23 protein-coding genes and 2 pseudogenes are annotated in these 22,854 nt (G+C 64.2%); 12 read left to right on the top strand and 13 right to left on the bottom strand.

Features of this window, described 5'->3' with window-relative positions:
• Positions 1 to 275: 275 nt before the first annotated feature.
• The gene (locus tag QYL93_RS27675) at positions 276 to 617 is read left to right on the top strand and encodes a hypothetical protein (RefSeq protein ID WP_305746680.1); all 342 of its coding nucleotides are present in this window, start codon (positions 276 to 278) and stop codon (positions 615 to 617) included.
• Entirely contained in the window at positions 578 to 1,090 is a 513-nt protein-coding gene (locus tag QYL93_RS27670) for a hypothetical protein (protein WP_305746679.1), read from the top strand. Before QYL93_RS27675 ends, QYL93_RS27670 begins: the two co-directional genes overlap by 40 nt.
• A gap of 148 nt (positions 1,091 to 1,238) precedes the next feature.
• On the opposite strand, the gene QYL93_RS27665 is transcribed toward QYL93_RS27670, so the two are convergent.
• Together QYL93_RS27665 and QYL93_RS27660 are read right to left on the bottom strand one after the other, a co-directional pair.
• Positions 1,239 to 2,930 carry a response regulator gene (locus tag QYL93_RS27665; RefSeq protein ID WP_305746678.1) on the bottom strand — a complete coding sequence of 564 codons (1,692 nt, stop codon included), beginning with the start codon at positions 2,928 to 2,930 and terminating at the stop codon, positions 1,239 to 1,241.
• On the bottom strand, positions 2,927 to 4,456 hold the full coding sequence (locus QYL93_RS27660) for an ATPase domain-containing protein (RefSeq protein WP_305746677.1): 1,530 nt from the start codon (positions 4,454 to 4,456) through the stop codon (positions 2,927 to 2,929). Before QYL93_RS27660 ends, QYL93_RS27665 begins: the two co-directional genes overlap by 4 nt.
• Before the next feature lie 325 nt (positions 4,457 to 4,781).
• Here QYL93_RS27660 and QYL93_RS27655 point away from each other — a divergent pair, with 325 nt between their 5' ends.
• Positions 4,782 to 5,096 (top strand): hypothetical protein, encoded by a 315-nt coding sequence (locus QYL93_RS27655; protein WP_305746676.1) that lies wholly within the window; start codon positions 4,782 to 4,784, stop codon positions 5,094 to 5,096.
• Between the two features lie 131 nt (positions 5,097 to 5,227).
• Here QYL93_RS27655 and QYL93_RS27650 read toward each other — a convergent pair whose 3' ends face one another.
• Positions 5,228 to 5,443, bottom strand: coding sequence for a hypothetical protein (locus tag QYL93_RS27650; RefSeq protein WP_305746675.1), 216 nt, complete (start codon positions 5,441 to 5,443; stop codon positions 5,228 to 5,230).
• A gap of 143 nt (positions 5,444 to 5,586) precedes the next feature.
• Positions 5,587 to 5,892, bottom strand: a complete 306-nt coding sequence (locus tag QYL93_RS27645; RefSeq protein WP_305746674.1) for a hypothetical protein — start codon at positions 5,890 to 5,892, stop codon at positions 5,587 to 5,589.
• 221 nt (positions 5,893 to 6,113) lie between these two features.
• On the opposite strand from QYL93_RS27645, the gene QYL93_RS27640 reads away from it, so the two are divergent.
• Complete coding sequence (locus QYL93_RS27640) at positions 6,114 to 6,323, top strand: hypothetical protein (RefSeq protein WP_057202824.1); 210 nt, start codon at positions 6,114 to 6,116, stop codon at positions 6,321 to 6,323.
• A gap of 16 nt (positions 6,324 to 6,339) precedes the next feature.
• Here the strand turns inward: QYL93_RS27640 and QYL93_RS27635 are convergent, their stop codons facing one another.
• Complete coding sequence (locus tag QYL93_RS27635) at positions 6,340 to 6,714, bottom strand: MerR family transcriptional regulator (RefSeq protein ID WP_305746673.1); 375 nt, start codon at positions 6,712 to 6,714, stop codon at positions 6,340 to 6,342.
• A gap of 65 nt (positions 6,715 to 6,779) precedes the next feature.
• Between QYL93_RS27635 and QYL93_RS27630 the strand changes: the two genes are divergently transcribed.
• A complete protein-coding gene (locus QYL93_RS27630) occupies positions 6,780 to 7,241 on the top strand; it encodes an SRPBCC family protein (protein WP_305746672.1) in 462 nt (153 codons plus the stop codon).
• A 290-nt stretch (positions 7,242 to 7,531) separates the two neighbouring features.
• Positions 7,532 to 8,977 carry an IS1182 family transposase gene (locus tag QYL93_RS27625; RefSeq protein WP_305746671.1) on the top strand — a complete coding sequence of 482 codons (1,446 nt, stop codon included), beginning with the start codon at positions 7,532 to 7,534 and terminating at the stop codon, positions 8,975 to 8,977.
• Between the two features lie 402 nt (positions 8,978 to 9,379).
• On the opposite strand, the gene QYL93_RS27620 is transcribed toward QYL93_RS27625, so the two are convergent.
• The 4 genes from QYL93_RS27620 to QYL93_RS27605 form a co-directional block, all read right to left on the bottom strand.
• Positions 9,380 to 10,474, bottom strand: coding sequence for an acyltransferase (locus QYL93_RS27620; RefSeq protein WP_305746670.1), 1,095 nt, complete (start codon positions 10,472 to 10,474; stop codon positions 9,380 to 9,382).
• Between the two features lie 264 nt (positions 10,475 to 10,738).
• On the bottom strand, positions 10,739 to 11,893 hold the full coding sequence (locus QYL93_RS27615) for a hypothetical protein (RefSeq protein ID WP_305746669.1): 1,155 nt from the start codon (positions 11,891 to 11,893) through the stop codon (positions 10,739 to 10,741).
• A 525-nt stretch (positions 11,894 to 12,418) separates the two neighbouring features.
• Positions 12,419 to 13,024 (bottom strand): hypothetical protein, encoded by a 606-nt coding sequence (locus QYL93_RS27610; protein WP_305746668.1) that lies wholly within the window; start codon positions 13,022 to 13,024, stop codon positions 12,419 to 12,421.
• A gap of 167 nt (positions 13,025 to 13,191) precedes the next feature.
• Complete coding sequence (locus tag QYL93_RS27605; protein ID WP_305746667.1) at positions 13,192 to 14,145, bottom strand: aromatic alcohol reductase; 954 nt, start codon at positions 14,143 to 14,145, stop codon at positions 13,192 to 13,194.
• Positions 14,146 to 14,239: 94 nt separating this feature from the next.
• On the opposite strand from QYL93_RS27605, the gene QYL93_RS27600 reads away from it, so the two are divergent.
• A complete protein-coding gene (locus tag QYL93_RS27600; RefSeq protein ID WP_305746666.1) occupies positions 14,240 to 14,653 on the top strand; it encodes a helix-turn-helix domain-containing protein in 414 nt (137 codons plus the stop codon).
• Positions 14,654 to 14,890: 237 nt separating this feature from the next.
• On the opposite strand, the pseudogene QYL93_RS27595 reads toward QYL93_RS27600, so the two are convergent.
• The 3 genes and pseudogenes from QYL93_RS27595 to QYL93_RS27590 form a co-directional block, all read right to left on the bottom strand.
• Positions 14,891 to 15,176, bottom strand: a pseudogene (locus QYL93_RS27595) (IS5/IS1182 family transposase); the annotation flags it as partial.
• The gene (locus tag QYL93_RS32020; RefSeq protein WP_370877052.1) at positions 15,082 to 15,618 is read right to left on the bottom strand and encodes a biliverdin-producing heme oxygenase; all 537 of its coding nucleotides are present in this window, start codon (positions 15,616 to 15,618) and stop codon (positions 15,082 to 15,084) included. The gene QYL93_RS32020 and the pseudogene QYL93_RS27595, both read right to left, overlap by 95 nt.
• An 86-nt stretch (positions 15,619 to 15,704) precedes the next feature.
• Positions 15,705 to 15,854: a hypothetical protein gene (locus tag QYL93_RS27590; RefSeq protein ID WP_305746665.1), complete on the bottom strand. Its 150-nt coding sequence runs from the start codon at positions 15,852 to 15,854 to the stop codon at positions 15,705 to 15,707.
• A gap of 277 nt (positions 15,855 to 16,131) precedes the next feature.
• On the opposite strand from QYL93_RS27590, the gene QYL93_RS27585 reads away from it, so the two are divergent.
• The 5 genes from QYL93_RS27585 (at position 16,132) to QYL93_RS27565 (ending at position 22,268) form a co-directional block, all read left to right on the top strand.
• Positions 16,132 to 18,492 (top strand): ATP-binding protein, encoded by a 2,361-nt coding sequence (locus QYL93_RS27585; RefSeq protein ID WP_305746664.1) that lies wholly within the window; start codon positions 16,132 to 16,134, stop codon positions 18,490 to 18,492.
• Positions 18,492 to 18,926, top strand: coding sequence for a response regulator (locus QYL93_RS27580; RefSeq protein WP_305746663.1), 435 nt, complete (start codon positions 18,492 to 18,494; stop codon positions 18,924 to 18,926). Before QYL93_RS27585 ends, QYL93_RS27580 begins: the two co-directional genes overlap by 1 nt.
• Positions 18,927 to 18,942: 16 nt before the next feature.
• Positions 18,943 to 20,511: an ATP-binding protein gene (locus QYL93_RS27575; protein WP_305746662.1), complete on the top strand. Its 1,569-nt coding sequence runs from the start codon at positions 18,943 to 18,945 to the stop codon at positions 20,509 to 20,511.
• Positions 20,512 to 20,523: 12 nt separating this feature from the next.
• Positions 20,524 to 21,459 (top strand): response regulator, encoded by a 936-nt coding sequence (locus QYL93_RS27570; protein ID WP_305746661.1) that lies wholly within the window; start codon positions 20,524 to 20,526, stop codon positions 21,457 to 21,459.
• 92 nt (positions 21,460 to 21,551) lie between these two features.
• On the top strand, positions 21,552 to 22,268 hold the full coding sequence (locus tag QYL93_RS27565; RefSeq protein WP_305746660.1) for a Crp/Fnr family transcriptional regulator: 717 nt from the start codon (positions 21,552 to 21,554) through the stop codon (positions 22,266 to 22,268).
• Positions 22,269 to 22,559: 291 nt separating this feature from the next.
• Here the strand turns inward: QYL93_RS27565 and QYL93_RS27560 are convergent.
• Positions 22,560 to 22,854, bottom strand: a pseudogene (locus QYL93_RS27560) (DDE-type integrase/transposase/recombinase); the annotation flags it as partial.

The following is a 22,854-nucleotide window of genomic DNA, read 5'->3' as shown; positions in this document are numbered from 1 at the left end:
TCGCTGCAAGGTCGGCGAAAAGAGCCTTTCAAGCCTCCAGCGCAGTAGTGCCCATCCAGCAACGCCTGGCATCCAGTCAGGTGACAGGCGTCACGTGCGGCATGCAAAAAAAGCAGCACGGCCGAAGGGTCCACTGCGAGAATAAATCCGGGCAGGCAATCCGCGATCACCGTGGGTTGCCCGACCGCGCGATCGGTGCAGTGGCCACTGCGGCTGCTACAGACGATGCATACCATCCTCGACAACTGCGAACCATACAACAAGGAGAAGATCGCATGTACTGGACACAACGAATTACGCCACTGAAGGCGCTCAAGGCCCTCGTAGCCTCTGCCACGCTCATGGGCCTCGCCGCCTGTGGCGGCGGTGGCGGTGACGACCCCATCGCTACGCCCTACGCCCTGGGCGGCACGGTGAGCGGCGTGCCCAGCGGCAAGCCTGTGGTGCTGAGCAGCGGCAGCGGTGAGGACCTGACCGTGGCCGCCGATGGCAGCTTCACCTTCACCAAGCAGCTGGCCGATGGCGCGAAGTATTCCGTCGCCGTCAAGACGGCACCCCAGAGGGTTCGGGCTGTGTGGTGCGCAACGGCTCCGGCACCGTGGCCGGCGCTGCGGTGAACACCGTGGCGGTGCGCTGCGTGCCCCTGGCCACCCTGTCGGACGGCGCATGGGAGCAGGACCGGTGCCAGCCCCCGGCCAGTGGCAGCAGCGGCGTGCGCGATCTGTGGAACCTGTCGACCAACGCGACCAGCGGCCAGCTGACGGTCGGCGTGGGCACCGTGACCTACGGCAACGTGCAATGCGATGGCGTGGGTGTCGCGGCCACGGGTGCCTTGGGCCGCACGTTCTGGTTCCAGCAGGAACGCACCGAGGCAGGCACCGGCCTCGCGGCCTTCTGGGGCAAGCGCCAGACCTTCCCGGGTGGCCTGTTGAACCCGGCGGTCTTCACCCCCGTGGTGCTGGTGCGCAAGGCCAATCAACTGTGCCTTCTGGAAGACACCGCCGTGCCATCGGCCTTCCCCAACGCCGCCAGCCTGGAGCCTGCAGCCAGCGCGGCGATAGCTGCCGGGCAGTGCTACACCCCGCGCTAAGGTAGAACGCGCGTGTGCTTGCTGGCCGTGGGTGCCGGCAGGTGCACCTCGCGGTATGGATAAGGCCCTGCGTGTGCATGCGCACGCAGGGCCTTTTTCAGAACCTGCAGGCGCATATGTCTGCCCCCCGGCTGCCAGGGCACTCGCATCAGGCCTGTAGCCGCGCCCGCGCCAGTTCGTTGCCCACTGCAGCGTTCAGCGTTTCCAGATCGAAAGGCTTCTTGAGCACCGATTGCACGCCCACGAGTTTCTCGACCTCGGCCATGTCGGCGTAGCCCGTGGCCATCAGCACCGGGATGCCGGGGTAGATTTGCCGCGCGGCGGTGATGAACTCGGCGCCGTTCATGCCGGGCATGAGGTAGTCGGCCATCAGCAGGTCGGGCATGCGCCGGCGCAGCTCGCGCAGGCCGCTCTCGCCGTCGCTGGCTTCGCGCACGCTGTAGCTCAGCAGTCGCAGCCCTTCGGCGATGCCCTGCCTTACGGCGTCGTCGTCTTCCACCACCAGCACCTCGGTGCGGGCCTTGGTGTACGCAGGGCCGCTGCGGTCGGCGGCTGCGGTGCTGCCGTTGTCGTCGCCCGAGGCGTCGTGGGCCTGCGCGAAGCGCAGCGTGAGGGTGGTGCCTTCGCCCTCGGTGCTGTGCATCTCCACGCTGCCGCCGGACTGGTTGGCAAAGCCGTAGACCTGGCTGAGCCCCAGGCCTGTGCCTTCGCCTTCGCCCTTGGTGGTGAAGAAGGGGTCGAACACCTTGGTCTGCAGGGCCTCGGGGATGCCGCAGCCGGTGTCCTGCACGCTGATGTGCACCTGGCGGCTGCCATCTGCCGCGCAGGGCAGGGCAGTGCGGATGGTCAGGGTGCCGCCGTCGGGCATGGCATCGCGTGAGTTGACGGCCATGTTCAGCAGGGCCATTTCGAGCTGTGCGCCGTCGAGCAGGGCCCAGGCCTGGCCATCGCAGATGTCGATGCGGACCTGCACCTTGGAGCCCACCGACACCTCGATCAGTTCGCGCAGGTTGAGCACCATGGCGTTCACGTCGTGCAGCCGGGGCAGCAGGCTTTGCGCGCGCGCAAACGACAGCAGCTGGGCGGTCAGGCGTGCGCCGCGGTCCACCGAATCCTTGGCGCGGCGTGCGTAGTCGGCCAGGCGCTTTTCGGTGGCCAGGCGCATGATGAACTGCAGGTTCAGGCTGACCGCGTGCAGCAGGTTGTTGAAGTCGTGCGCAATGCCGCCGGTGAGCCGGCCAATGGCTTCGAGCTTTTGGCCCTGCACCACCTTGGACTGCATGCGTTCGCGGTCGGCGATCTCCCGCATCAGCCGGTCGTTGGCATTCGCCAGGTCGCTGGTGCGCGCGGCGATGCGGCTTTCGAGCCCGGCGTTGAGCCGCTCCACCGTCTGTTTCGCGGTCTCCAGGTCGGACAGGTGCCGCCGCGTGGCGTACTGCCGTGTGCGCGCCCGCAGTGCCGAGCGCACTGCGCTCACCAGCGTCTCGGGGTTGACCGGGCGCTCCAGGATGACCAGGTTGCCCAGCTCGTGCAGCGAGGCGGTGGCGCGCAGCGACCGGCGGCTGGCCTGGCGCGTGGCCAGCACGACGAACGGAAAATCCGCCCACGCGTGCTGGCGCACCAGGTACTGCCGCAGCGATTCACCGAGGCCGCCCGCGAGCACTTCCTCGGTGAGGATGGCGGCGGCCGCTGCGACCTCCAGCTCGGCCAGCAGCGCTGCCGCGTCGGGGCAGACCACGCATTGCACGCCATCGCCGCACACCACCGATGCGATGACCTTGGCGTCGCGCCCGTGGGGCGCCAGAATGAGGACACGGCTCTCCATGCGCTGCCCGGTCATGCGCCCGAAGGGGCGTTGTCGCGGTCGCCCAGCAGGGGCTGGCGGCCCGTGTACTGCGCGGCGCCGACCAGGATGCCGTGGAAGTCGGACAGGGGCTTGCCAATCTCGACCCCGTTGGGGCCCAGGCGGAACTCGCGGATGGTGGTCTGGTGCGCCGTGGTGCGGCTCTTGATGACCGAGATGGCCTTGAGCACCTCGCCGCGTGCTTCAAAGAAGCGGTACTGCACCATGGCATCGCTCAGGTAGCTCAGGTCGATGTCGGAGCGTATCTCGCCCACGGTGCCGTGCAGCGACAGGATGATGAGCGTGACCACGCCCTTGAGGTTCAGGTACGACAGCAGTTCGTGCATCTGCAGCAGCAGGTACTGCCCGCCGGGCATGGCCTGCATGTAGGAGTTCAGGCTATCGAGCACCACCATCTTCACCCCGTCGACTTCGACCGCATTGCGCACCGCTTGGGCAAACTGGCCGGGCGAGACCTCGGCCGGGTCGAACGAGCGGATCAGCAGCTGGCCCGATGCGATGAAGGGGTCGATATCAAGCCCCAGGGCGAGCGAGCGCTGGCGCAGGGATTTGAGGCCTTCGTCGAAGTGGTAGAAAGCCACCTTGTCGCCGCGCCGCATGGCGGCCACCGCACAGCTGGTGGCGGTGGTGGTCTTGCCCACGCCGGCCGGGCCGGCCAGCAGCAGGTTGCTGCCGGGCGACAGGCCGCCGCCCAGCATTTCGTCGAAGGCCGCCGTGCCGGTGGGGATGGGCGCGTCGTCGAAGCTGCCGCCATGCTCGCCCGCAGACAGGCGCGGAAAAACCACCAGGCCCCCCCGGTCCAGATCAAAGTCGTGGTCGCCGCTGCGAAACCGCACCCCGCGCAGCTTGACCACGCGCAGCTGGCGCTTGTCGGGCCCATAGGTGTTGGTGTTCTGGTTCAAATGCACCACGCCATGCGCAATGCTGTGCAGCTGCTGGTCGCCTTCGCCTGAGGTCTTGTCGTCGAGCATGAGCACGGTGCAGCCCATCTGCGCGAAGAAGCGCTTCAGGGCGAGTATCTGGCGCCGGTAGCGCAGGGGGCTCTGGGCCAGCAGGCGCAGCTCGGACAGGCTGTCGAAGGCCACGCGCTGGGGCTTGAGCTCACCCACCAGTTTCATCACCTCGCGGGTGGTCTCGCCCAGCTCGAACTCCGAGGGGTGCAGGATGGTCTGCTCGGCGTCTTCGCTCAGCCCTTCGTCACTCACCAGGTCGAAGACCTTGATGCCGTCGAGCGACCAGCCGTGGGATTGGGCGACCTGCTCCAGCTCTTCCGAGGTTTCCGACAGGGTGACGTACAGCCCCCGCTCGCCTTGCTCGCGCCCCTCGATCAGGAACTGCAGCGCCAGCGTGGTCTTGCCGGTGCCGGGGCTGCCTTCGACCAGGTAGAGGTGCCGCGTGGGCAGGCCACCGGCCAGCACGTCGTCGAGCCCGGCAATGCCGGTGCGTGCGATGCCTTGTGTGGCGGGTGCGGTTGCGATAGGGGTGCTGAGGGTGCTTGTCAAATGGATCCTTTCTGTGGCCTGCCCCCGCTGGGGGTGGGGCCCGTGCTGCGCATGCATCCCCTGTGGGACCAGGCCGCTTGCGGTATTGCGCGGCCTTTGCGCTGGCTGTATCCAATTTTGAATGGGTGGTGTCGAAACGAAAGTCAGCCCACTTCGGCAGGCCAAGGAAGGGTGCGTCCTACAAGGCCCCATGCGTTGCGGTTGTACCGCGCACTGTGTGTGGACACAGGTAACAGCGGTGTTCACGAACGGTTGGCCAGCGGGTTCTCCTACAGGCGGCCATCGGGACTGCCTGGAAACTGTATGCACCGTTTCAGGCTGACCGATGATCTACCGCTTTCACATTGCACCCATCGACGCGCCCGATGCCTCGTCTCCTGACGAAAGGCCGCCATGCCCTGGCGAAGTGCTGCAGGCGTACAGCCGCCTGAGCGATGCGCTCGGGCAGTTTCTTCAATCCGTGCCGCGCATGGGCATGTCACTCACCGCAGTCAGGCATGGCGATCAGGGCCTGGAGATCTGGCTGGAAAGCCAGCTCGACGCCCAGAGCGTTCACAACCTCGTGGCATCGTTTCTGCGGGACATGAACCGTGCCACACCGGGTCTGCAGCTCGCCTTGCGGCAGCGCGTGACACAGTGAGCCGGAATTGGGTGGCAGAGCGCGCTCCAGTCCACTACCCGTTCGTTGCAGTTCGTTGCAAACCCCGCCGCCACAGGTGGTGCACAAACAGCACGAGCTGAGGGAAGTGCGCGGCCGGCGCAGGCTGTTGGTTAGCCCGTGCGGCGCTGCTTTTGCGCCAGGAATATCCGCCCATACGGCGTGACAGAGTCGACGACGACATGCGGCTCGGGGCTGGCACAAGCCACCACCTTGCCCTCGACCAGATTCGCCTGCGCGAGGGCTTTGTAGGCCTCGATGTCGGATCGTTCAACAAGCCGCAGGGGCATGCATTCAAGGGTCAGCCGTCGCAGAAAGATCAGGTCCATGCGGTGTCGGGGTGCGCGCAGCAATGCGCCAGAGTGTCTACTCCCTACAGGGTAAGCGCGTTGGCCGGTTTGGCAAGTGCTGGCATGTAAGGTGCCGTTACACCAGGCTGGCGGTGGTCAGCACCACCGCCATGCAGCCGCCGTTACCCCAGCCGCACCTCGAACCGGCTGCCGTCGCGCACGGCCAGCCCCCGGTAGCCCGCCAGGCGCGCCACAGAAAGTGCCCGCACCCAGCGCTGCAGGGCGACCAGATCGTGGGCCGACACATCCTCGGGCTCCACGCGCTCCAATGCGTCGATGGTGTGCATGGTGGCGGCAATGTCGTCGGGGCTGCCGAACTGGTGCTCCAGGGCCACGGCAAAGCGCACCTCTGCAGCGGTGCGTTGGGCCTGCGCAAGGCCGGGGTAGTCGCACAGGGCGACGGTGTAGGTGGCGTCCAGAACATCCATGGTCAATCTCCAAAATACTGTATGAATTTACAGTATTTCTGAGGCGCGCGGGCAGAAGATTGGTGCGGCGGGGCGCAATAGTGACTGTGCTGGCGGGGCTGCTATGGATTTGCGAGCGCGGGTCGCTCGGGCGGGCGTTGGAGCCAATGCCCCCTCGTGCCGCGCGCGCCCCTGGCATCCCTCGGAGCGAAGAGAATGGTGCTTTAGACAATGAGGTCCCTGTGAGCCCAACCCATCCCCATGCCGAACTCATTGCCTGTTTCAAAAGGGCGCAGGCAGATGCTGCGCACAAGTTCGGGCTCATCCAAGCGGCTGCGAAGAAAGGGCCTGGCGCTATTCAAGCAGCTGCAGACACCGCAGCCAAGGCCGCGAAGCGCCGAGATTCGTACGCGCAGAAGCTCAAAGCCCTGGGGGTGGACCTGCAGGATTGAGTTTTCTGAGCCACTGCTATTCCTTTGGCGGCCCGTACCGCGCGGCACGCTCTTGCAGGCGCTGCTGTTCGCGCAGTAGCACCTTACTCACCTTGCGCAGGTTGGCGATCTGGGCCTCGATCGCCGTGCGCTTGTCGGCCATCAGGCGGGCGCCCTTGGCGCAATCGATGCTTTTGGCGCGCATGGCATCCAGCACCTGGCGAATCTCCTGCAGCGAGAAGCCCAGCGACTGCAGTTGCTGCAGCAGCGCCGCGTCCCTGGCGGCCGACTCGGGATAGTCGCGGTAGTTGTTCTGGCCGCGTTGCACGCCGACGAGTAGCCCCTCGCGTTCATAAAAGCGCAGCGCGTGGCGGCCCAGGCCGGTGCGGCTTTCCAGCTCTGATATGCGCATCAAAATTCCCTTGACTGTAGACCTCGCTCTACAGATTAGCATGGCTTTCTTGAAGAGGGCACACCATGCACCTGATGGTTGAAAAGACGGTCTCCATCCACCGGCCAGTGCAGGCGGTGTTTGGCTACATATCGAACATGGAGCAGTTTGGCGAATGGTTCCCGGGCGTCCTCTCGATCGAATCGCTCGGCGCGCTTGCCCATGGGCAGCCGGGCAAGGAGTACCTTGAAACCGTGGTCGTGCCACTCAGGGGGCGCCGGCAGGTCACGCTGCAGGTGCGCGAAGCCAGGGCCCCCGGGTTCTTTGCCACAGAGGGGCGGTTTCTGCCGCTGCTGCCGCGCATGGAGATCTCGCTGCACGCCACGGCGCCGCATTCGTGCGAACTCACCTGGCGCATGTTCAGCCGAAGCCGCAGCCTTGCCGTGCGCTGCCTGCTGCTCCCGCTGGCCAGGCGGGTCATGCGGCAGCGGGCAGACCAGGGCCTTGCGGCGCTGAAGGTGCGCATGGAGTGGGGTGCCGGTACCTGAAAGCAGGTGGAATCCGTGCGCTGCGTATTCGATCACTTCTGGGCAGTTGGATCGAATTCAGTGGTACGGCGGGGCCGGGGTGAATCGGACACAAATATCGGCGCTCGTGGACATTCCAAGTTCGCCGACGATGGGCACTTTTCAGCTTCGCTGAGTCGCCTTCTTGGGTGATACAGGGCAGGGGCGCTGACAGCTAGACTTCTGGTATCGGCCGAGGCTGTGTGAAAACCCTTCCTCCAACCCGCTACCCAAATCTAAAATAACGGCACCCGATTCAAGCGAGGTGCCCCATGAAGCGATTCATCGAAGGCGAAGACCGACAACAGGTCACCATGCTACCGGAGTGCCTGGACGACTACATCACAGAGGACAACCCGGTGCGCGTTGTCGATGTGTTTGTCGAAGAGCTGGATCTTCGGGCACTCGGTTTCGATGGGATCAATCCGGCAGTCACTGGCCGACCTGCGTACCACCCAGCCGTACTGCTCAAGCTATACATCTACGGGTACCTGAACCGCATCCAGTCAAGCCGCCGGCTGGAGCGCGAAGCCCAGCGCAATGTCGAGCTGATGTGGCTGACGGGGCGCCTTGCACCTGACTTCAAGACCATTGCGGACTTCCGTCGACACAACGGCGCTGGCATCCGCAACGTCTGCAAGCGCTTCATCGCCATGTGCCGACAGTTGAACCTCTTCTCGCAGGCCATCGTGGCGATTGATGGCAGCAAGTTCAAGGCCGTGAACAGCCGCGACCGCAACTTCACGCCTGGCAAGATCGAGGCCCGCCAGCAGCAGATCGAGCAGAGCATCCAGCGTTACCTGGACGCGCTGGAGACCGCAGACCGCACGCAGCCCGCTGAGGTCGAAGCCAAGACAGAACGACTGCAGGAGAAGCTTCAAAAGCTGCGCGAACAGATGCGGCAACTTGACGGTCTCAAGGAGCAATTGAAGAACCTGCCCGATGGCCAGGTCTCACTCACCGACCCCGATGCACGTTCGATGGCCACCCAGGCCAAGGGATCGGGCCTGGTGGGCTACAACGTGCAGACCGCTGTCGATGCCAGGCACCACCTGATCGTTGCGCACGAGGTCACGAACCTCGGCAATGACCGTGCACAACTGCACAACATGGCCTGCGCTGCTGACCAGGCCATGGGAAGCGAGAACCTGCAGGCCTTCGCTGATAGGGGCTACTTCAGTGGCCCGCAGCTCAAGGCCTGCGAAGACGCTGGCATCACGACCTTCGTGCCCAAGCCGATGACATCCAACGCCAAGGCCCAGGGGCGCTTCGACAAAGGCGACTTCATCTACATCGCCAAGGACGACGAGTACCAATGCCCTGCAGGCGAGCGTGCAATCCATCGGTTCAAAACGCTCGAGAAGGGCTTGAGCCTGAGCATCTATTGGTCAAGCGCCTGTCCGCACTGCCCGCTGCGCGAGCAATGCACGACCAGCAAATACCGACGTGTCCGGCGATGGGAACACGAAGAAGTGCTGGAGCGCGTTCAGCAACGGCTGGACGGCAATCCCGAGGCGATGACATTGCGCAGATCCACCGTGGAGCATGTCTTCGGAACGCTCAAGCACTGGATGGGCTCGACGCACTTCCTGATGAAGACCCTCAAGCACGTGGGCACCGAGATGAGCCTGCATGTGCTGGCCTACAACCTCAAGCGGGTGATGGGCGTGATGGGGATCGCGCAGATGATGCAGGCGATGCGGATGGCGAAGGCGTGAGGCCTTTGTTGGCTTTTTACAGGCCGAGAAAGGCTTCAGGAAGGCGTCAAAAGGCCCCAGGTGCGCCAAAACCGGCTGTGCAACAGCACTGATGGAAAATGCGGCTCAGTGCGGCGGGATGGGGCCGGCTCGCATGCTTGTTGAGCGTTTCCACACAGCCTCGGCCCAAAGCCGTCGTTGGAAATGCCTCACCAAAGCGATCACTCGGTCACAGCCCGGCTTCGCAGGCCGAAAGGTACCGGTAGACCAAGGGCTCGCTACGAGCGGCGATGGACAGATGAGGCAGCTTGGAGCGGCTAACAAAGCTCTTCTGGCGTCGTTACAGCGTCTTGCCGTACTGCTCGCACTGCCCGCGACGCAGCGCTTGGCCAGAACCGCTTCGCTGAGTTTTGTTGGCCGCTCTCATGCCAAGGTGCCGGCGGGCATGCGAGTGGTGACCGTACTCCGAAAGCGTTTGCCAAACTCGATCATGGGTTGCTCCACTGTGTAATACAGCCCGATGCTCAGCAGCAGGGTGGCAACAATGACGGCGATGTGGGCATCCGCACCGGTCCACTGCAGATTGACATAGACGACAACCATTACCTTTGCGTGGACGAGGTACAGCGAGTAGGAGATCTTGCCGATGTAGCGCAACAGCGCGTCCTGAACAGGCGGCAGCTTGAGCAACAGGATGAACACGCCGGCCAAGCCCACTGCGGCGAGTGGCTGCGGCGCAAAGCCAACTAACCCCTGCCACGGTGACCACAGCACGATAAGCAGCAGCGTTGCAGGCCACAGGATGCCGCTAGGGATGCGCCGGAGCACCCGCTCGTACCGGTAGATCACCGTGCCCAGCACGAAGAAGTACAGATAGCCCACGATGTTGGACTTGATCAGCGCGAGCTGCAGCGCAGGTGAGAACTCCACGCCGACGCTACGCGCCTGGCCAAGGTACAGGAAATCCAGCGCCCCGGCGTTGGCAGCCTTGATCCAGCCGATGGACAGCAGCGTGGTGAAGGCAAGCACAGCGAGCCAGAAATGCCGCCAGCGCACACGGTGTGCCACCACAGCCAAAACAATCACGATGCCATACCAGAAGAGCTCCACCGTGAGTGTCCACCCGACGTGCACACGATCGAAAAACAGGCTGCTCAGCAGGGACAGCTGCTGCAGGTTCAGCAGGTTCAACAGGAAATGCGGGTACTCATTGAACATCAACTGGCGGAACCCCGGCACCACCGCCATCTCGATGAGCACGATGCCCCCCAGGGCGACCCAGTACACCGGGAAGATGCGAAAGAACCGTGCTTTGGCATAGTCGGCCAGGCTGTTGCGCTCGGCGCTCTGGATGATGAGGTAGCCAGAGATCAGGAAGAACAGCTGCACACCAATACCACCGCCGTGGCGACCGAACAGCGGCACCGCAATGCCGGAGTAAATCGAGAAGTGGTGCAGGGCGACCGAAAGGATGGCGCAGGCGCGCAGGACGTCGATGTTGTTGTCGTGTTTTACCAATTAGAGTGCTCTTCAATGCATGAAGAATTCATGCTTAGTGGAAGTGTCTTCTTCGCGCTTGCGTGGTGTGCGAACGTCCGGCTTAGGCCGGCTACCGCCATGGTCGCAGTGGACCGGTGTGGCCCGAAGCGGAAGTAGCTCTCTCTGGACAGCAGACGTGAAGCTACAGCGTCCGCGGGCAGGCACCAGCCGGGCAGCGTGCGCCGGCCGGCAGCCGGCCAGCGCACGCCGGGCTGGCCCCCGCCGTGCCTTATCCCCGGCGCCTCAGTTGGGCGACTTCAAATAGCAAACCTTCGCCTGGATGGACTCGTCCGTGTCCTGCTCCACACTGGCGATGGTCGGGTAGTCCTTGACGGGGTCGGGCTGGTCGAACGTCTTGCGCGGCAGCAGGCACAGGTACGGGCCCTTGCGCGCCCACACCACACGTTTGGTGCCCGTGCTGCTGGTCTGCGTGCCCCAGAAGGCGGTGAGGGAGCCGCGGGTTTCCTGCCGGTCGAACTCGACGCGTACCGCTGGCCGGCCGGTCAGCGCCTCGCTGCCGGGGCTGCAGAACAGGCCCCACCTGGTTACCGATCCCTGGGTAGCGATGGCACGCAAATCTCCTTCACGCACAATGTTCAAATACTCGCGCGTGCTGACGTCGAAGCCCGAGGAGCAATACTCGGAAGCCCAGGCGCCCTCTGGCGCGGCCTGGGGCAGGCCGGTGCAGGTGACCTGCACCGAGCGCACGTCGCTGCTGGCGCCCACCGTGCCGCTGGCGTTGGCCACGCTGCAGGTCTGGCCGGCCGGCTGCGTCTGCACCTGCACCGCGTAGGTGGCGCCGCTGGCGACCGCCGTGTTGAAGAAAAAGCGCCCATCGGCCTTGACGGTCAGGTTGTCGCCCTGGTTGTTCTGCAGCACCAGCGGGCTGCGCGGCACCAGGCCCGTGACCACGCCGCTCAGGTTGCGGGTGCCAGCGGGCAGGCTCGCGCAGCTCACGGACACGTCGGTCACATTGGCCTCGTTCACCACCTGCCTTGGCTGCGCCACGCTGCAGCGCTGGCCCTCGGGGTGCGAGGCAATGGTGACGACTGCAATGCTGAACCTCTCGAAGCGGCGCCCCATCACGAAGCTGCCGTTGGCGGCAACCGTCAGGTCGTCTGCGCCCTGCACCTGCAGTACCAGGTTGCGCCCCTCGCCCAGGCCTGCGACGGTACCTCCCACGGTGTAGCCGGTGACGGGCGGCGTGACGGGCGGCGGGGTCACCGGCTCCGCATCGCCATCACCGCCACCGCATGCCACCAATAGCACCAGCGGCAGTGCCGCCAGCGCCAGGCGGGCCGCAGGTGCGCGGCCACTGCGGGGGGGCTGTTGCCGCTGGCGCGGGGCGCGCGAAGGGCTGGGCAATTGGGGCGGGGTGGTGGTAGTCGTCACTGGCATGGTCGAAACCCTCTCGGTTCAAATGATAAAAAAGACAGCCCACCTTGTGCAGCGCGCGCAGCGGTGCGGTGCTGTGCGCACGTAACGGGGGTAAACCAATCTTTGTCGAACAGCGGTGATCCGTCTGTGTCGGGTGTCACAAAGGTAGCGCGCGCACCCATTTGGGTGAGGCTGGGCGATGGGTGGGGCAGGCCCGTGCGGCGGCCGTGGTGTGTACGATCTTCGGGCGACTTTTTTCGGGGCCGCCCCCTGCGGTGCCATGAGGCGGTCACGGCGGTACCCGTCGTCCACACCCGTCCCATCCAGCCACCATCGCGATAACCATGGCGCACTGAATCCCCCGCTCGTCACTGCATGGCGTTTCAACGCGCGATGGTTTAGCCGGCCATTTACTGACCTCTGCTCGCGGTGCCGACCCCGATGTCCAGCACGGCCGAAATACGCATGTGCCCTGTGCGCGATGCGAAACAGGCGCGGGCGCAACTGGCGCGTGTCGGTGCGGTGCCAGCCAGAGCGTGCCTGCGGCTACACAGGGATGCCGTTGTTCACGAGGTAGCCCCCGGTGAAACGTGGGTCGCCGGTCACCTCGCGGGTGGCAAAGTCCGGCCCCGGGAACGCGGCCAGGAGTTCTGGGGTGTCGAACTCGGCCTCGGCCAGCAGCAGCCCCGCGAGTTCGCCCAGGAACTCGTCGACGACCACGAACACGCCGTCCACCGGCACGAGCCGGTGCCGCAGCTTTCTGATGCGGCGCCCCGGCAGGGAGGTGGCGAGCACGGCAAACTCTTCCTCGGGCAGGTAGATGGAGGTGATCAGCCGGGTGTGGATGTCCACGTCCCCCTTGCGCGTGAGCCGCAGCATGGGGGCGCCACCGCCGACCGGGCGGGCCTCGCGAAGCCGCAGCCGCGCGCCGGTCACATAGAGGTCGGTGATCGCCTCCGTGCGGTGAATGCGTTCGCGCGGCACTTCGCTGCACAGCCAGCGCCGTTCGCGTTCGATGGCCATGTAGTGCTGCTTGGGGAAGCCCAGGCGTTCTGCGGTCTCTTGGTCGATGCGGTTCACCTGCTTGCGCTCCTCGTGGCGCCCCGTGGGGTGGGGCAGGGTGCCAGCGTAACCCGAAGGGTCACCACGCACTTGCGATGCTCGGAAAATTTTGGCACCCAGTGCGGCTGTCGTCGATGCCGTTTGCCCAGGAGCCTGTCGGACTCGGAAATCGTCGGCTGCAAATCCGGCAAAAACTGTCCTCGCTGAGGCCGATTTTCGCTTTCGACGCTCCAAGTCCTAGATGGCCAGACCCATAACTACTCGCTGCGAAGCGAAATCAGGTTTGTATTGATCCACGATGCTACGTCGGTGACCGGAATGGCGCGGTGTTGATTGAACGTCCCGCTCTTGTCCCACGCGACACCCCGCCCTTGCGCAAAAGCCGCACGATACTTTCGCATCATGTTTTCCGGGTCTTGCGCAAGCTCATCGAGCAAATACTGCTCGCTCCACTCGGAACGGCTGAAGGGGCGGCCAAGGGCCGCTTGCAGTTTGTCGGCGACCTCCCCGTAAGTCACGGTATCGCCGGCGAGATACACGATCTCGTTGCGGATGCGCGGTTTGACGAAGACGATAGCGGCAGTCAACGCTCCAATATCTTCGGGCGTCGTCAGCGTCACAGCGGTGTCGAGGCTGCCCAGGGCGTGGACTGCATCGTTCTGAAGGTCAACAACACCGAAGTCCGGCTCAAACAGGTAGCTCATGAACATGCCGGTCGAGATGATGACCCACTCAGTCTGGTTCTGACTGCGCAGCAATTCGCGCACGTCCAGCTGTGCGTCAAAGATGTCCTGGGGGCTGCCGCGGCCGATCACGTCGAAATCGACCCCGAACTGCCATGGGAAGTACCTCGGGATGCGCGCCTGCAAGGCGGCCCGCGCCAACTTCATCGGCGTGTCGATTCCTGCCGCGTAGCCCGCGCAACCGATCACCGTGTCATACCGCGCAAACACCAAAGCGAGCTCATCGATGGAGCTCTTCACAAGATCGCCTATGACGATCTCGATCCCAAGGTCTCGGATTTCCTTGACGTCCCTTCGTTTGCCCGGTGCACTGGACTCAACCGCACTCGCGCGCAGCAGCACGCTGATCTTCGCGCCATCCACGTCCTTCGCCCGGCGCGCAAGATTGCGCAGCACCGGGAGGCCGAGTTCGCCGGCACCGAGCACGAGAATGTTCTGAGATGTAGCGTTAGGATCGGTTGGGTTCATCGTATAGCCTGCTAAAGAAAAAGTAGCGGCAGTCTAGCGACGCATGGGCGTGAATGTAAGAAGGCACACGCGTGATACCGGGAGCTAAATATCCATGAATCGAGACGAAATTCTTCAGTATTCGCAGACCGTGTGCGACGGCCTGAGAGACGATGATGATGGGCTGCGGCGAGAGGTGCTCGCACATGCTGGAAGCCGTTGGTCACTCGGTATAGTCCACACGCTCGGCGTGTATGGCAGGCTGCGCCATGCAGAGATAGGCAGGCGCATGCACGGGGTTACTCAACGTATGTTGACGCACACCTTGCGACAGCTCGAGCGTGACGGCCTGGTGCTTCGTCATGATTTTGAAGAGGTGCCCCCCAAAGTCGAGTACGAGTTGTCCGAGACGGGCATGGAACTGCTCGTTCGAATGGTCCCGATGTGGACCTGGATCGTCGAGAATGCGGACCGCTTCAGAGAAGCGAGGCAGAGTTTTGACAGACAGCACCGTGACGCAAACTCTTAGGGAAGATCTGCACAAAGCGCTGCACGGCAGGATAGCAACTTGATTTGATCCAAGACAGGCTACCGGGGCTCAGATCCACAGGTCCTGGCGGTCGCTCGGCCCGCAATGGGCTTTGATTTGCAGGCAATCGCGCCGCATTTGCCTGTTTCAGGCGCACCCAAACCTGCCCTCTCAACAGTTTGCTGCGCACCATCCACAGGTTGGACAGTGCAGACACCGTGAACAGCTGGGTCGTGTCAGCGTGGCATCGACCACCGTGCCCGCGCGCAGCAATAGGCCCTTGGCCTGCAGCAATTCGTTGATGGTCGCCAGGATCTGGGGCGCCAGCTTGTGCTCTTCGAGCAGGTGGCGCGGGCATGGCTTCGACGCCAAACGGTGGCCTTCCCCGCCGGCCTTCTGGCAGGTAGGGGCCAATCAACGCGACAAGATCACCCCAAGGAACGACGCGTTCCATCACGCCCAGGAACTCGCACTTGCGCGTGCGTTTGCTCGACGAACCCAGTCCCAGGCTTTGCTGTTTCATGCCGGCATCGCCTCAGCAGACGCGGCCGCTGACAAGCACAGGCCGGCGACTCAGGAGGTGACCTGCAACCCGCCTCGATGAAGTCCCTGCCCGGCGTTGTGACGGAACCCGGGAAAAGCCATTCGCTGAAGACGTCGAACGTCAGGTTCGCGCTACAAAGCATGGCCTCCGCGCCGCCATGAGAGTCGACATCTTCTCCTGGCACTGCAGCACAAAACGCCTTCCATCGCGAACCGGTCTGCGCGCCATAGCCGTCGAAGAACGACGCGCCTGAGGCTACAGTCAACCCAAGATTGAGACTCAGGTTCTTGATGATCATCGGGCCGCCCAGTGTGGCGCCTTCGATGACGTAGAGGCAGCCCCAAAGCAGCGCTGGGTTCGTCAACGGCGGCAGGTCAGCGCAACGCGGCAAGGCCCCGATGCTTGCGTCGGTATCACCCAGGTCTGAAGGTCATGCCGCAGGCGCGGCGTCTTGCGCCGCTGCACGTAATCGATGCCCTCGATTTCCCAACAGGGCAGCGCCAGCAGTCAGGTTGCCAACGGCTCGTAGAAGCCGAACAAGCGTTGAGCGAAGTGGCGGTAGGTGGTGCGGGAAAGGCTGGCATCGAGCAGCGGCAATCGCCGTTCCAACGCCGCATGCCGCGTGCTCGTGGCGGTTTTCAGACATTTCAGCATCATCGAAGCCCAGTAGCCGGGTACGCCGCATGCCATCGAACGCCGCACTGGTCGTGATTCCCCCCCCGGATGCGCTCGGCGCGCCCCGCGAAATTGGCGACTCGCAGCGCCACGCTATGTTCGGTAGCGAACATACGAACGGTCCAGAGGCTGGCATAGTCTAGACTCGATCTCTGTTGCGCCGACAGCTGTTGCCCCAGCGTGATAACGGATCGATCACCGGTTCTCCCGCCACCCAGCCTTCGGCTCCATTCGCCGTACCGATAAACAGTTCTGCACCATGAGCCAGCCCCCGGGGAACCCGACGCTGCCCTGGGGCTCCGGCCCCTACAGCATAAAGAGACACGGCACCACGCTGGCCACCTGCGACAGCGAGCCGGTGCAAACTCCAGGCTGCATCCAGGCGCACGGCGCCCTGCTGGTGCTGCGCCTGGGAGACCTGCAGATCCTCCAGGCCAGTGAAAACACGCTTCAGCACCTGGGTGAAGAAGCAAGCTCGCTGCTCGGTCAGCCAGTTGCGCGCGTGATCGGTACGGGGCATGCGGCGCGGCTTCACGAAATGCTGGCGCGCGACATCCTGGACCGAGGCGCAGCCTATGCCTTCACCTTGCCGGCGCGCTCGGGCATGGCAGCCCTTGACGTCTGCCTTCACACCAGCGGGGGGGTCGCGGTGCTGGAGTTCGAAGGCACCGGCCGCACCGAATACCGTGCCGACGACGACTTCTTCATGCTGGTCAAAAGCGCTGTCGGCCGACTTCAGGCGCCGGTCAGCGTGCGCGACTTCTGCCAGCAGGTGACCGAAGAGGTTCGTGCCATCACCGGGCTTGACCGCGTGATGGCTTATCGCTTCCATGCCGACCACCATGGCGAAGTCATCGCCGAGAGCAAGCGCGACACACTCGACCCCTGGCTGGGGCTGCACTATCCGGCCACCGACATCCCGCAACCTGCCCGCGAGATCTTCAAGCGCATCTGGATCCGGCCGCTGCCCGATGCCGCCGGCCCGCTGGTGGAAATGGTGCCGCTGGCCAACCCCGAAACAGGCCTGGCGCTGGACATGACGCATTGCGCCTTGAGAGGCGCTTCGGTGATGTATTCCGAGTACCTGGCGAACATGGGCGTGGCCGCGTCGCTGACGATGCCGATCATGCGCGACGGCGAACTCTGGGGCTTGATCGCTTGCCACCACTACACCACCACGCAGTTCTCGTACGAAGTGCGCGCCGCCTGCGAGCTGCTGTCGCAGGTGGCCTCGCTGAAACTGAGATCGGCCGAGCAGGCAGAGCAACTGGCCTACCGCCTGAAGCTCGAAGACGTGCATCAGTTGCTCGTGGTCCGAGCTGCGCGTGAAGGTGATCTGCTGGCGCTGACCGCGTACGAACCGTCGCTGCTGGACGCCATCGACGCCGGCGGTGCTGCGCTCCACCACCTGAACCGCTGGTGGTGCGTCGGCAACGTGCCCGACGAGCTCAAGCTCGACCAACTGGCCGCGTGGTTGTACGACAGGCCCGAGTTCAGCTCGCCCACGCGGCCGGTGTTCTTTTCCGACGCGCTGGCCAGCGTGTGTCCGGCGGCCATCGGGCTGGAAAACCTGGCCAGCGGCTTGCTCGCCATCGCGTTTTCGCGCCAGCGCGGCGGGCTCCTGGTGTGGTTCAGGCCCCAGACGATGCAGACGGTGACGTGGGCGGGCAACCCGAACGACAAACCACTGACGGCCGGACCCCACGGCCTGCGCCTGAGCCCGCGCCTGTCGTTCGAGACCTTCAGCGAATCGGTGCGCGGGCGCTCGCTGCCGTGGTCGGGGGTCGAGGTGGACGCGGCGCTGCGCCTGCGAGTGCTGGTGCTGGAACTCCTCATCACCCGCAATGAACGGCTGGCCGACCTGAATGCCGACCTGACCCGCAGCAATGAAGAGCTGGACGCCTTTGCCTATGTGGCGTCGCACGACCTGAAAGAGCCCCTGCGCGGCATCCACCGCTATGCCTACCAGTTGCTGGAGAGCGCGCAGGCCAACAGCGGCGACCCAGAAGTCAACCGTCAGCGCGTCGCCAGCCTGATGAGATTGACCGTGCGCATGGACAGCCTGCTGGATTCCTTGCTGCATTTCTCGCAGGTGGGCCGCATGGAGCTGGAGTTCCAAGCCGCTGACCTGAACGCTGTGGTGGCCGACGCCATCGAGATGACCGGCGCGCGCCGCACCGACAGCCATTGCAGCATCGACATCCCCCGTTCGATGCCCACCGTACAGTGCGACTCGGTTCGAGTCTGCGAGATCTACAGCAACTTGCTGGCCAACGCACTGAAGTACAGGCGGGAAGCGCAAGCGCACATCGAGCTGGGCTACATCGGCGCCGATGAAGCCACCGAACGCCTGAATGCGCCCGCGGTCAGCGCCGGGCAATGCATCTTCTACGTGCGCGACCAAGGCATCGGCATCGAACAGCGGCACCATGAGCAGGTGTTCCGATTGTTCAAGCGCATGCACGGCCGCGACGACTATGGCGGCGGCGTCGGCGCCGGTCTGACCATCGTGCAGAAGCTGGTGCAACGCCACGGCGGACGCGTGTGGATCGACTCCGCCCTGGGTCTGGGCACGACTTTCTACTTCACGCTGCCCGGCACGAAGGCAGGGGCCATCTGATGCGCCTGCAGCAGATCGTGGTGGTCGAAGACACCGACGAGGACTTCGACACCATCCAGGATGCGGCGCGGCTCTGCGGCGTCGTGCACCCGATCGTGCGCGCGAATTCAGGGACCGAGTGCCTGCGCCTGTTGCGCAGCGGCGAAGGCAGCCGCTACAGGCAGACGATGCTGGTGCTGCTGGACCTGAACACCCCCGGCGACGACGGCCGCGAAGTGCTGCGCCAGGTGCGCTGCGACGATGCCTTGTGCCTTTTGCCGGTGGTCGTGCTCAGCGCGTCGGCCGACGCGCGCGACCTGCAGTTCTGCTATGCCAACGGTGCCAACGCCTACCACGTCAAACCCGTGGACCACGCCTTGCATCTGAAAGTGCTGCAGAGCATCTTTGCCTACTGGCTGGGCAGCGTGGTGCTGCCCGTCCGAAGCACCAGCTAACCACCCGGACGGCCCGATGGAAAAACCGCCCTGGCACATCTTGTTGATGGAAGACAACGCAGAGGATCGCGCGGACTTGCGCCAGATGCTGTTGCGCGGCGGCACCCGCCGCTTTCGGTTCAGCGAGGCCAGCACCGGCGCCCAAGGGGTGCGCAAGGTGCTGGCGCTGGAAGAAGGGCCCTTCGATTGCCTGCTGCTGGATTACCGTCTGCCCGACATGGACGCGATGGAAGTGCTGGCTGCCCTGCGCAACGGCGCCGACATGCCGCCCTGCCCTGTGGTGGTGATCACCGGCGCGGCCGTCGAAGAAGGACAGCAACTGTTGAGTGCCGGTGCGCAGGATTTCATCGGCAAGCGCTGGACCGGTGCCGACAGCCTGAACCGCGCGGTCGAGAACGCCGTCGATCGTTATGCGCTGCAGCGTGAACGCCTCCGCGCCGAGGACGCGCTACGCGCCTCCGAGGAACGTTACCGGGCCCTGTTCAACTCGATCGATGCCGGCTACGCGGTGGTCGAAGTGATGTTCGGCGAGAACGGTACGGCCGTCGACGCGCGCTACCTCGAGGTCAACCCGTCGTTCGCGCGGCAGACCGGCCTGGTCGGCGCTGAGGGCCAGACCCTGCATGCCCTGGTGCCCGGGATCGAAACCCTGTGGGTCGAGACCTTCGGGACCGTGGCCCTGACGGGCGTGCCGGTGCGCCTGGAGCGGTTCTCCGCTGTGATGGACCGCTGGTTCGACGTCTACGCTTTTCGCCTGGGAAACGCTCCGTCACCTCAGGTGGCTGTATTGTTCCACGACACCACAGAACGCAAGAGCACAGAATTCGCGCTCATCGCGGCCAAGGCCGAGGCCGAAGCCGCCAACCGCGCGAAGTCGCAATTCCTGCTGAACATGAGCCATGAATTGCGTTCACCGTTGAGCTCCATCCTCGGCTTCACGCAGTTGATCGAAAGCAGCAAGCCGAGGCCCACGCCGGCGCAGCAAGACAGCGTCGAGCAGATCCTGCTTGCCGGCTGGTACCTGTCGGGCCTGATCAACGAACTGCTCGACTTCAGCACCATCGAGTCGGGCAAGATGGTGCTCACCTCACGCGCCGTGTCCATTGCCGATGTGCTGGACGACTGCCGGGCCCTGATCGAACCGCAGGCTCAGCGCAGCGGCATCCAGATCGAGTTTCCGGTCCTGGCCGAATCCTTCCTTGTGAAGGCCGACCCGGTGCGGACCAAGCAGGTGCTCATCAACCTGCTGACCAATGCCATCAAATACAACCGAGCTTCCGGGCGGGTCGACGTGCGCTGCACAGCAGCCCCTGGACAGCCCGTGCGCGTCAGCGTCGAAGACACCGGCCAGGGCCTGACACCGGCACAGTTGGCGCAGCTGTTCGATCCCTTCAACCGCCTGGGTCAAGAAGGCAGCGCCGAGCCCGGAACGGGCATCGGACTGGTCATCTGCCAGCGACTCGTCGAACAGATGGGCGGTCGCATCGGCGTCGAAAGCCGCCCCGGCTTGGGCAGTTGCTTCTGGTTCGAATTGCAATTGGCCCCTGTACCCCACCCCAGCGCAGACCAGCGCACCACCGACTAAGGACACTTGTCTATGCTGCCTCCTGCCAATACGTCTGCCCCTGCCCCTGCCTCTGCCACTCCCGAGAGCCCGCCCGACAGCGACGGCCGCCCCAGCGCCGGCACCGATGCGCAAGCCGAAGCCGCCCTCCTGAATTCCAGAATACTGGTCGTCGACGACCAGGCGGCGCATGTGCACTTGCTGGAACGCCTGCTGCACGAAGCCGGCTACCTGAACGTCAGCGCCACGATGGACGCTCGCCAGGTCGCTGCGCTGCACCGCCAGCACGACTACGACCTGATCCTGCTGGACCTGAAAATGCCCGGTATGGACGGCTTCGGCGTGATGGAAGCGCTGCGGGCCGACACCGGAAATGCCTGCCTGCCCGTGATCGTGCTGACCGCGCAGCCGGTGCACAAGCTGCGGGCCTTGCAGGCCGGGGCCCGCGACTTCATCAACAAGCCTTTCGAAACGGTTGAAGTTACCATCCGCATTCACCACATGCTCGAAGTGCGCCTGCTGCAAAAGCAATTGGAAGCGCACAACCGCAACCTCGAACGCCTGGTGCGGGAGCGCACGGCAGAGTTACAGGAAAGCGAGGCTCGCTATCGCAGCCTGACCGAACTGGCCGTCGACTGGTATTGGGAGCAGAACGACGCTGGCACCTTGACCAAGGCGTCGGGCCTGGTGACGGAACTTCTGGGTCAGACTGAACCCGCATCAGGCGATGGCGACGTGCCCGAGAGCAGCAACGCCGATCACGGCGTGGACCCATGGGACGCCGCGGAGCGCCAGACCCTGAGGGACAACATCACAGCGCGTCGGCCCTTTCTCGACCTGCTGATGCACCGCCGGCGCCCCGACGGTACACAGCAGCAGTTCAAGATCAGCGGCGAACCGATGCTCGATAGCCATTGCCGCTTCATCGGTTACCGAGGACTGGGCGTTGAAGATTGCGGATATCGATAAGCCATGGTCCTCTTCGCTCCGATGAATGCCGCCCAGGACGTTTCGTATGCTCTCAGATTCACGCCGTCTCAGAACAGGCGCGGGGCATCAAGGTGAAAGATGCGCAGAACAATCAATTGATAGCAGCACTTCCTGACGACGTCTACTCCCACTGGCTCGGTCAGTGGGAAACGGTGGAGATGCCGCTGGGGGATGTGTTGCACGCTTCGGGCCGCAGCATCAGCCATGTGTATTTCCCCACAACCAGCATCGTTTCGCTGCTGCACACTCTTGAAAGTGGCGCCTCGGCAGAGGTGGCCGTGGTGGGCAACGAGGGGATCGTGGGCATCTCGTCCTTCATGGGCGGCAGCTCGACTCCCTACCAATCGGTGGTGCGCAGTGCCGGTAGCGGTTTACGGCTGCCCGTGTCTGCCTTGATGCGCGCGTTCGAACAGGTTGGCCCGGTGGCGCAACTGCTATTGCGCTATACCCAAGCACTAATAACGCAGGTGTCCCAGATTGCTGTGTGCAACCGTCACCACAGTGTGGACCAGCAACTGTGCCGATGGTTGCTGTTCAACCTGGACCGGCTGCGCAGTAACGAGATGTGGACAACCCAGGAACTGATCGCCAACATGCTGGGGGTGCGCCGGGAAGGTGTGACCGAGGCCGCAGGCCGGCTGCAGAAGGAGGGCGTGATCCGGTACGCGCGGGGCCGCATTACCGTGATGGACCGCCCGGCGCTGGAACGACGAAGTTGCGAGTGCTATTTGGTCGTGAAAGTCGAGTACGGCCGCCCGCTCCAGGGCCAACAGGCTTTCGAGCCCTGAATGGCTCAAACCGCGGGAAAAAAATCGCAGCCGGTGGTGCCGCCGTCCTGCCTGTTGATCTGGTTGCGCAGTGTCGGCCTGCGCTGCGGCGGGCCAATCCACTCAGCAAACCCACAATTGCGGACATCACACCTTCAGCCGACGGTGGCCGCGAATTCATAGCCGGCACCGGCTGTCGTCCGACAGTCGCGAGAAGAGCGATGAGAACGAGTGCAGAGGCGACGCGACCAGGCGCACGTCGAGACATGATGCATTGGAAGAAAGAACTCGACGCAGGCCTGCGTCCCGGACGCGCTCCTTGCTGGCAAACAGGCGGTCTGTGAACTCCTTGCCGTTGTCGGTCAGCAGCTTGTTGATCCTGATTGGGCAGGCCTTGTGCAATGCCTTCAGGAAGGCCTGTGCACTGGCAGCCGTCTTGTTGGCCTTGAGACGCACGAACACCCATCGCGTTGCCCTGTCGATGGCCACGAACAGATAGCGCCGGCTGCTCTCGTCTTGCGTCTGCGGCAGGTACTTCACATCCATGTGCAGATAGCCTGGCTCGTAGCTCTTGAAGGCCTTGTAGGCCACCGTGGGCTCCTGGGGT

This window comes from Acidovorax sp. A1169 (assembly GCF_030704685.1).
Classification (GTDB): Bacteria; Pseudomonadota; Gammaproteobacteria; order Burkholderiales; family Burkholderiaceae_C; genus Acidovorax.
Note: the sequence above shows the minus strand (reverse complement) of the source record. Positions and strands in the feature narration are given on the sequence as shown.

What these genes read in the sequence shown, in the direction of transcription:
- QYL93_RS27570 (WP_305746661.1), top strand. Translation starts at nt 20,524, where the DNA reads ATGCTGCCTCCTGCCAATACGTCTGCCCCTGCCCCTGCCTCTGCCACT.
- QYL93_RS27600 (WP_305746666.1), top strand. Translation starts at nt 14,240, where the DNA reads ATGAATCGAGACGAAATTCTTCAGTATTCGCAGACCGTGTGCGACGGC.
- QYL93_RS27615 (WP_305746669.1), bottom strand. Translation starts at nt 11,893, where the DNA reads ATGCCAGTGACGACTACCACCACCCCGCCCCAATTGCCCAGCCCTTCG.
- QYL93_RS27630 (WP_305746672.1), top strand. Translation starts at nt 6,780, where the DNA reads ATGCACCTGATGGTTGAAAAGACGGTCTCCATCCACCGGCCAGTGCAG.
- QYL93_RS27575 (WP_305746662.1), top strand. Translation starts at nt 18,943, where the DNA reads ATGGAAAAACCGCCCTGGCACATCTTGTTGATGGAAGACAACGCAGAG.
- QYL93_RS27580 (WP_305746663.1), top strand. Translation starts at nt 18,492, where the DNA reads ATGCGCCTGCAGCAGATCGTGGTGGTCGAAGACACCGACGAGGACTTC.
- QYL93_RS27665 (WP_305746678.1), bottom strand. Translation starts at nt 2,930, where the DNA reads ATGACCGGGCAGCGCATGGAGAGCCGTGTCCTCATTCTGGCGCCCCAC.
- QYL93_RS27655 (WP_305746676.1), top strand. Translation starts at nt 4,782, where the DNA reads ATGATCTACCGCTTTCACATTGCACCCATCGACGCGCCCGATGCCTCG.
- QYL93_RS27650 (WP_305746675.1), bottom strand. Translation starts at nt 5,443, where the DNA reads ATGGACCTGATCTTTCTGCGACGGCTGACCCTTGAATGCATGCCCCTG.
- QYL93_RS27675 (WP_305746680.1), top strand. Translation starts at nt 276, where the DNA reads ATGTACTGGACACAACGAATTACGCCACTGAAGGCGCTCAAGGCCCTC.
- QYL93_RS27635 (WP_305746673.1), bottom strand. Translation starts at nt 6,714, where the DNA reads ATGCGCATATCAGAGCTGGAAAGCCGCACCGGCCTGGGCCGCCACGCG.
- QYL93_RS27645 (WP_305746674.1), bottom strand. Translation starts at nt 5,892, where the DNA reads ATGGATGTTCTGGACGCCACCTACACCGTCGCCCTGTGCGACTACCCC.
- QYL93_RS27605 (WP_305746667.1), bottom strand. Translation starts at nt 14,145, where the DNA reads ATGAACCCAACCGATCCTAACGCTACATCTCAGAACATTCTCGTGCTC.
- QYL93_RS27625 (WP_305746671.1), top strand. Translation starts at nt 7,532, where the DNA reads ATGAAGCGATTCATCGAAGGCGAAGACCGACAACAGGTCACCATGCTA.
- QYL93_RS27585 (WP_305746664.1), top strand. Translation starts at nt 16,132, where the DNA reads ATGAGCCAGCCCCCGGGGAACCCGACGCTGCCCTGGGGCTCCGGCCCC.
- QYL93_RS27590 (WP_305746665.1), bottom strand. Translation starts at nt 15,854, where the DNA reads ATGATGCTGAAATGTCTGAAAACCGCCACGAGCACGCGGCATGCGGCG.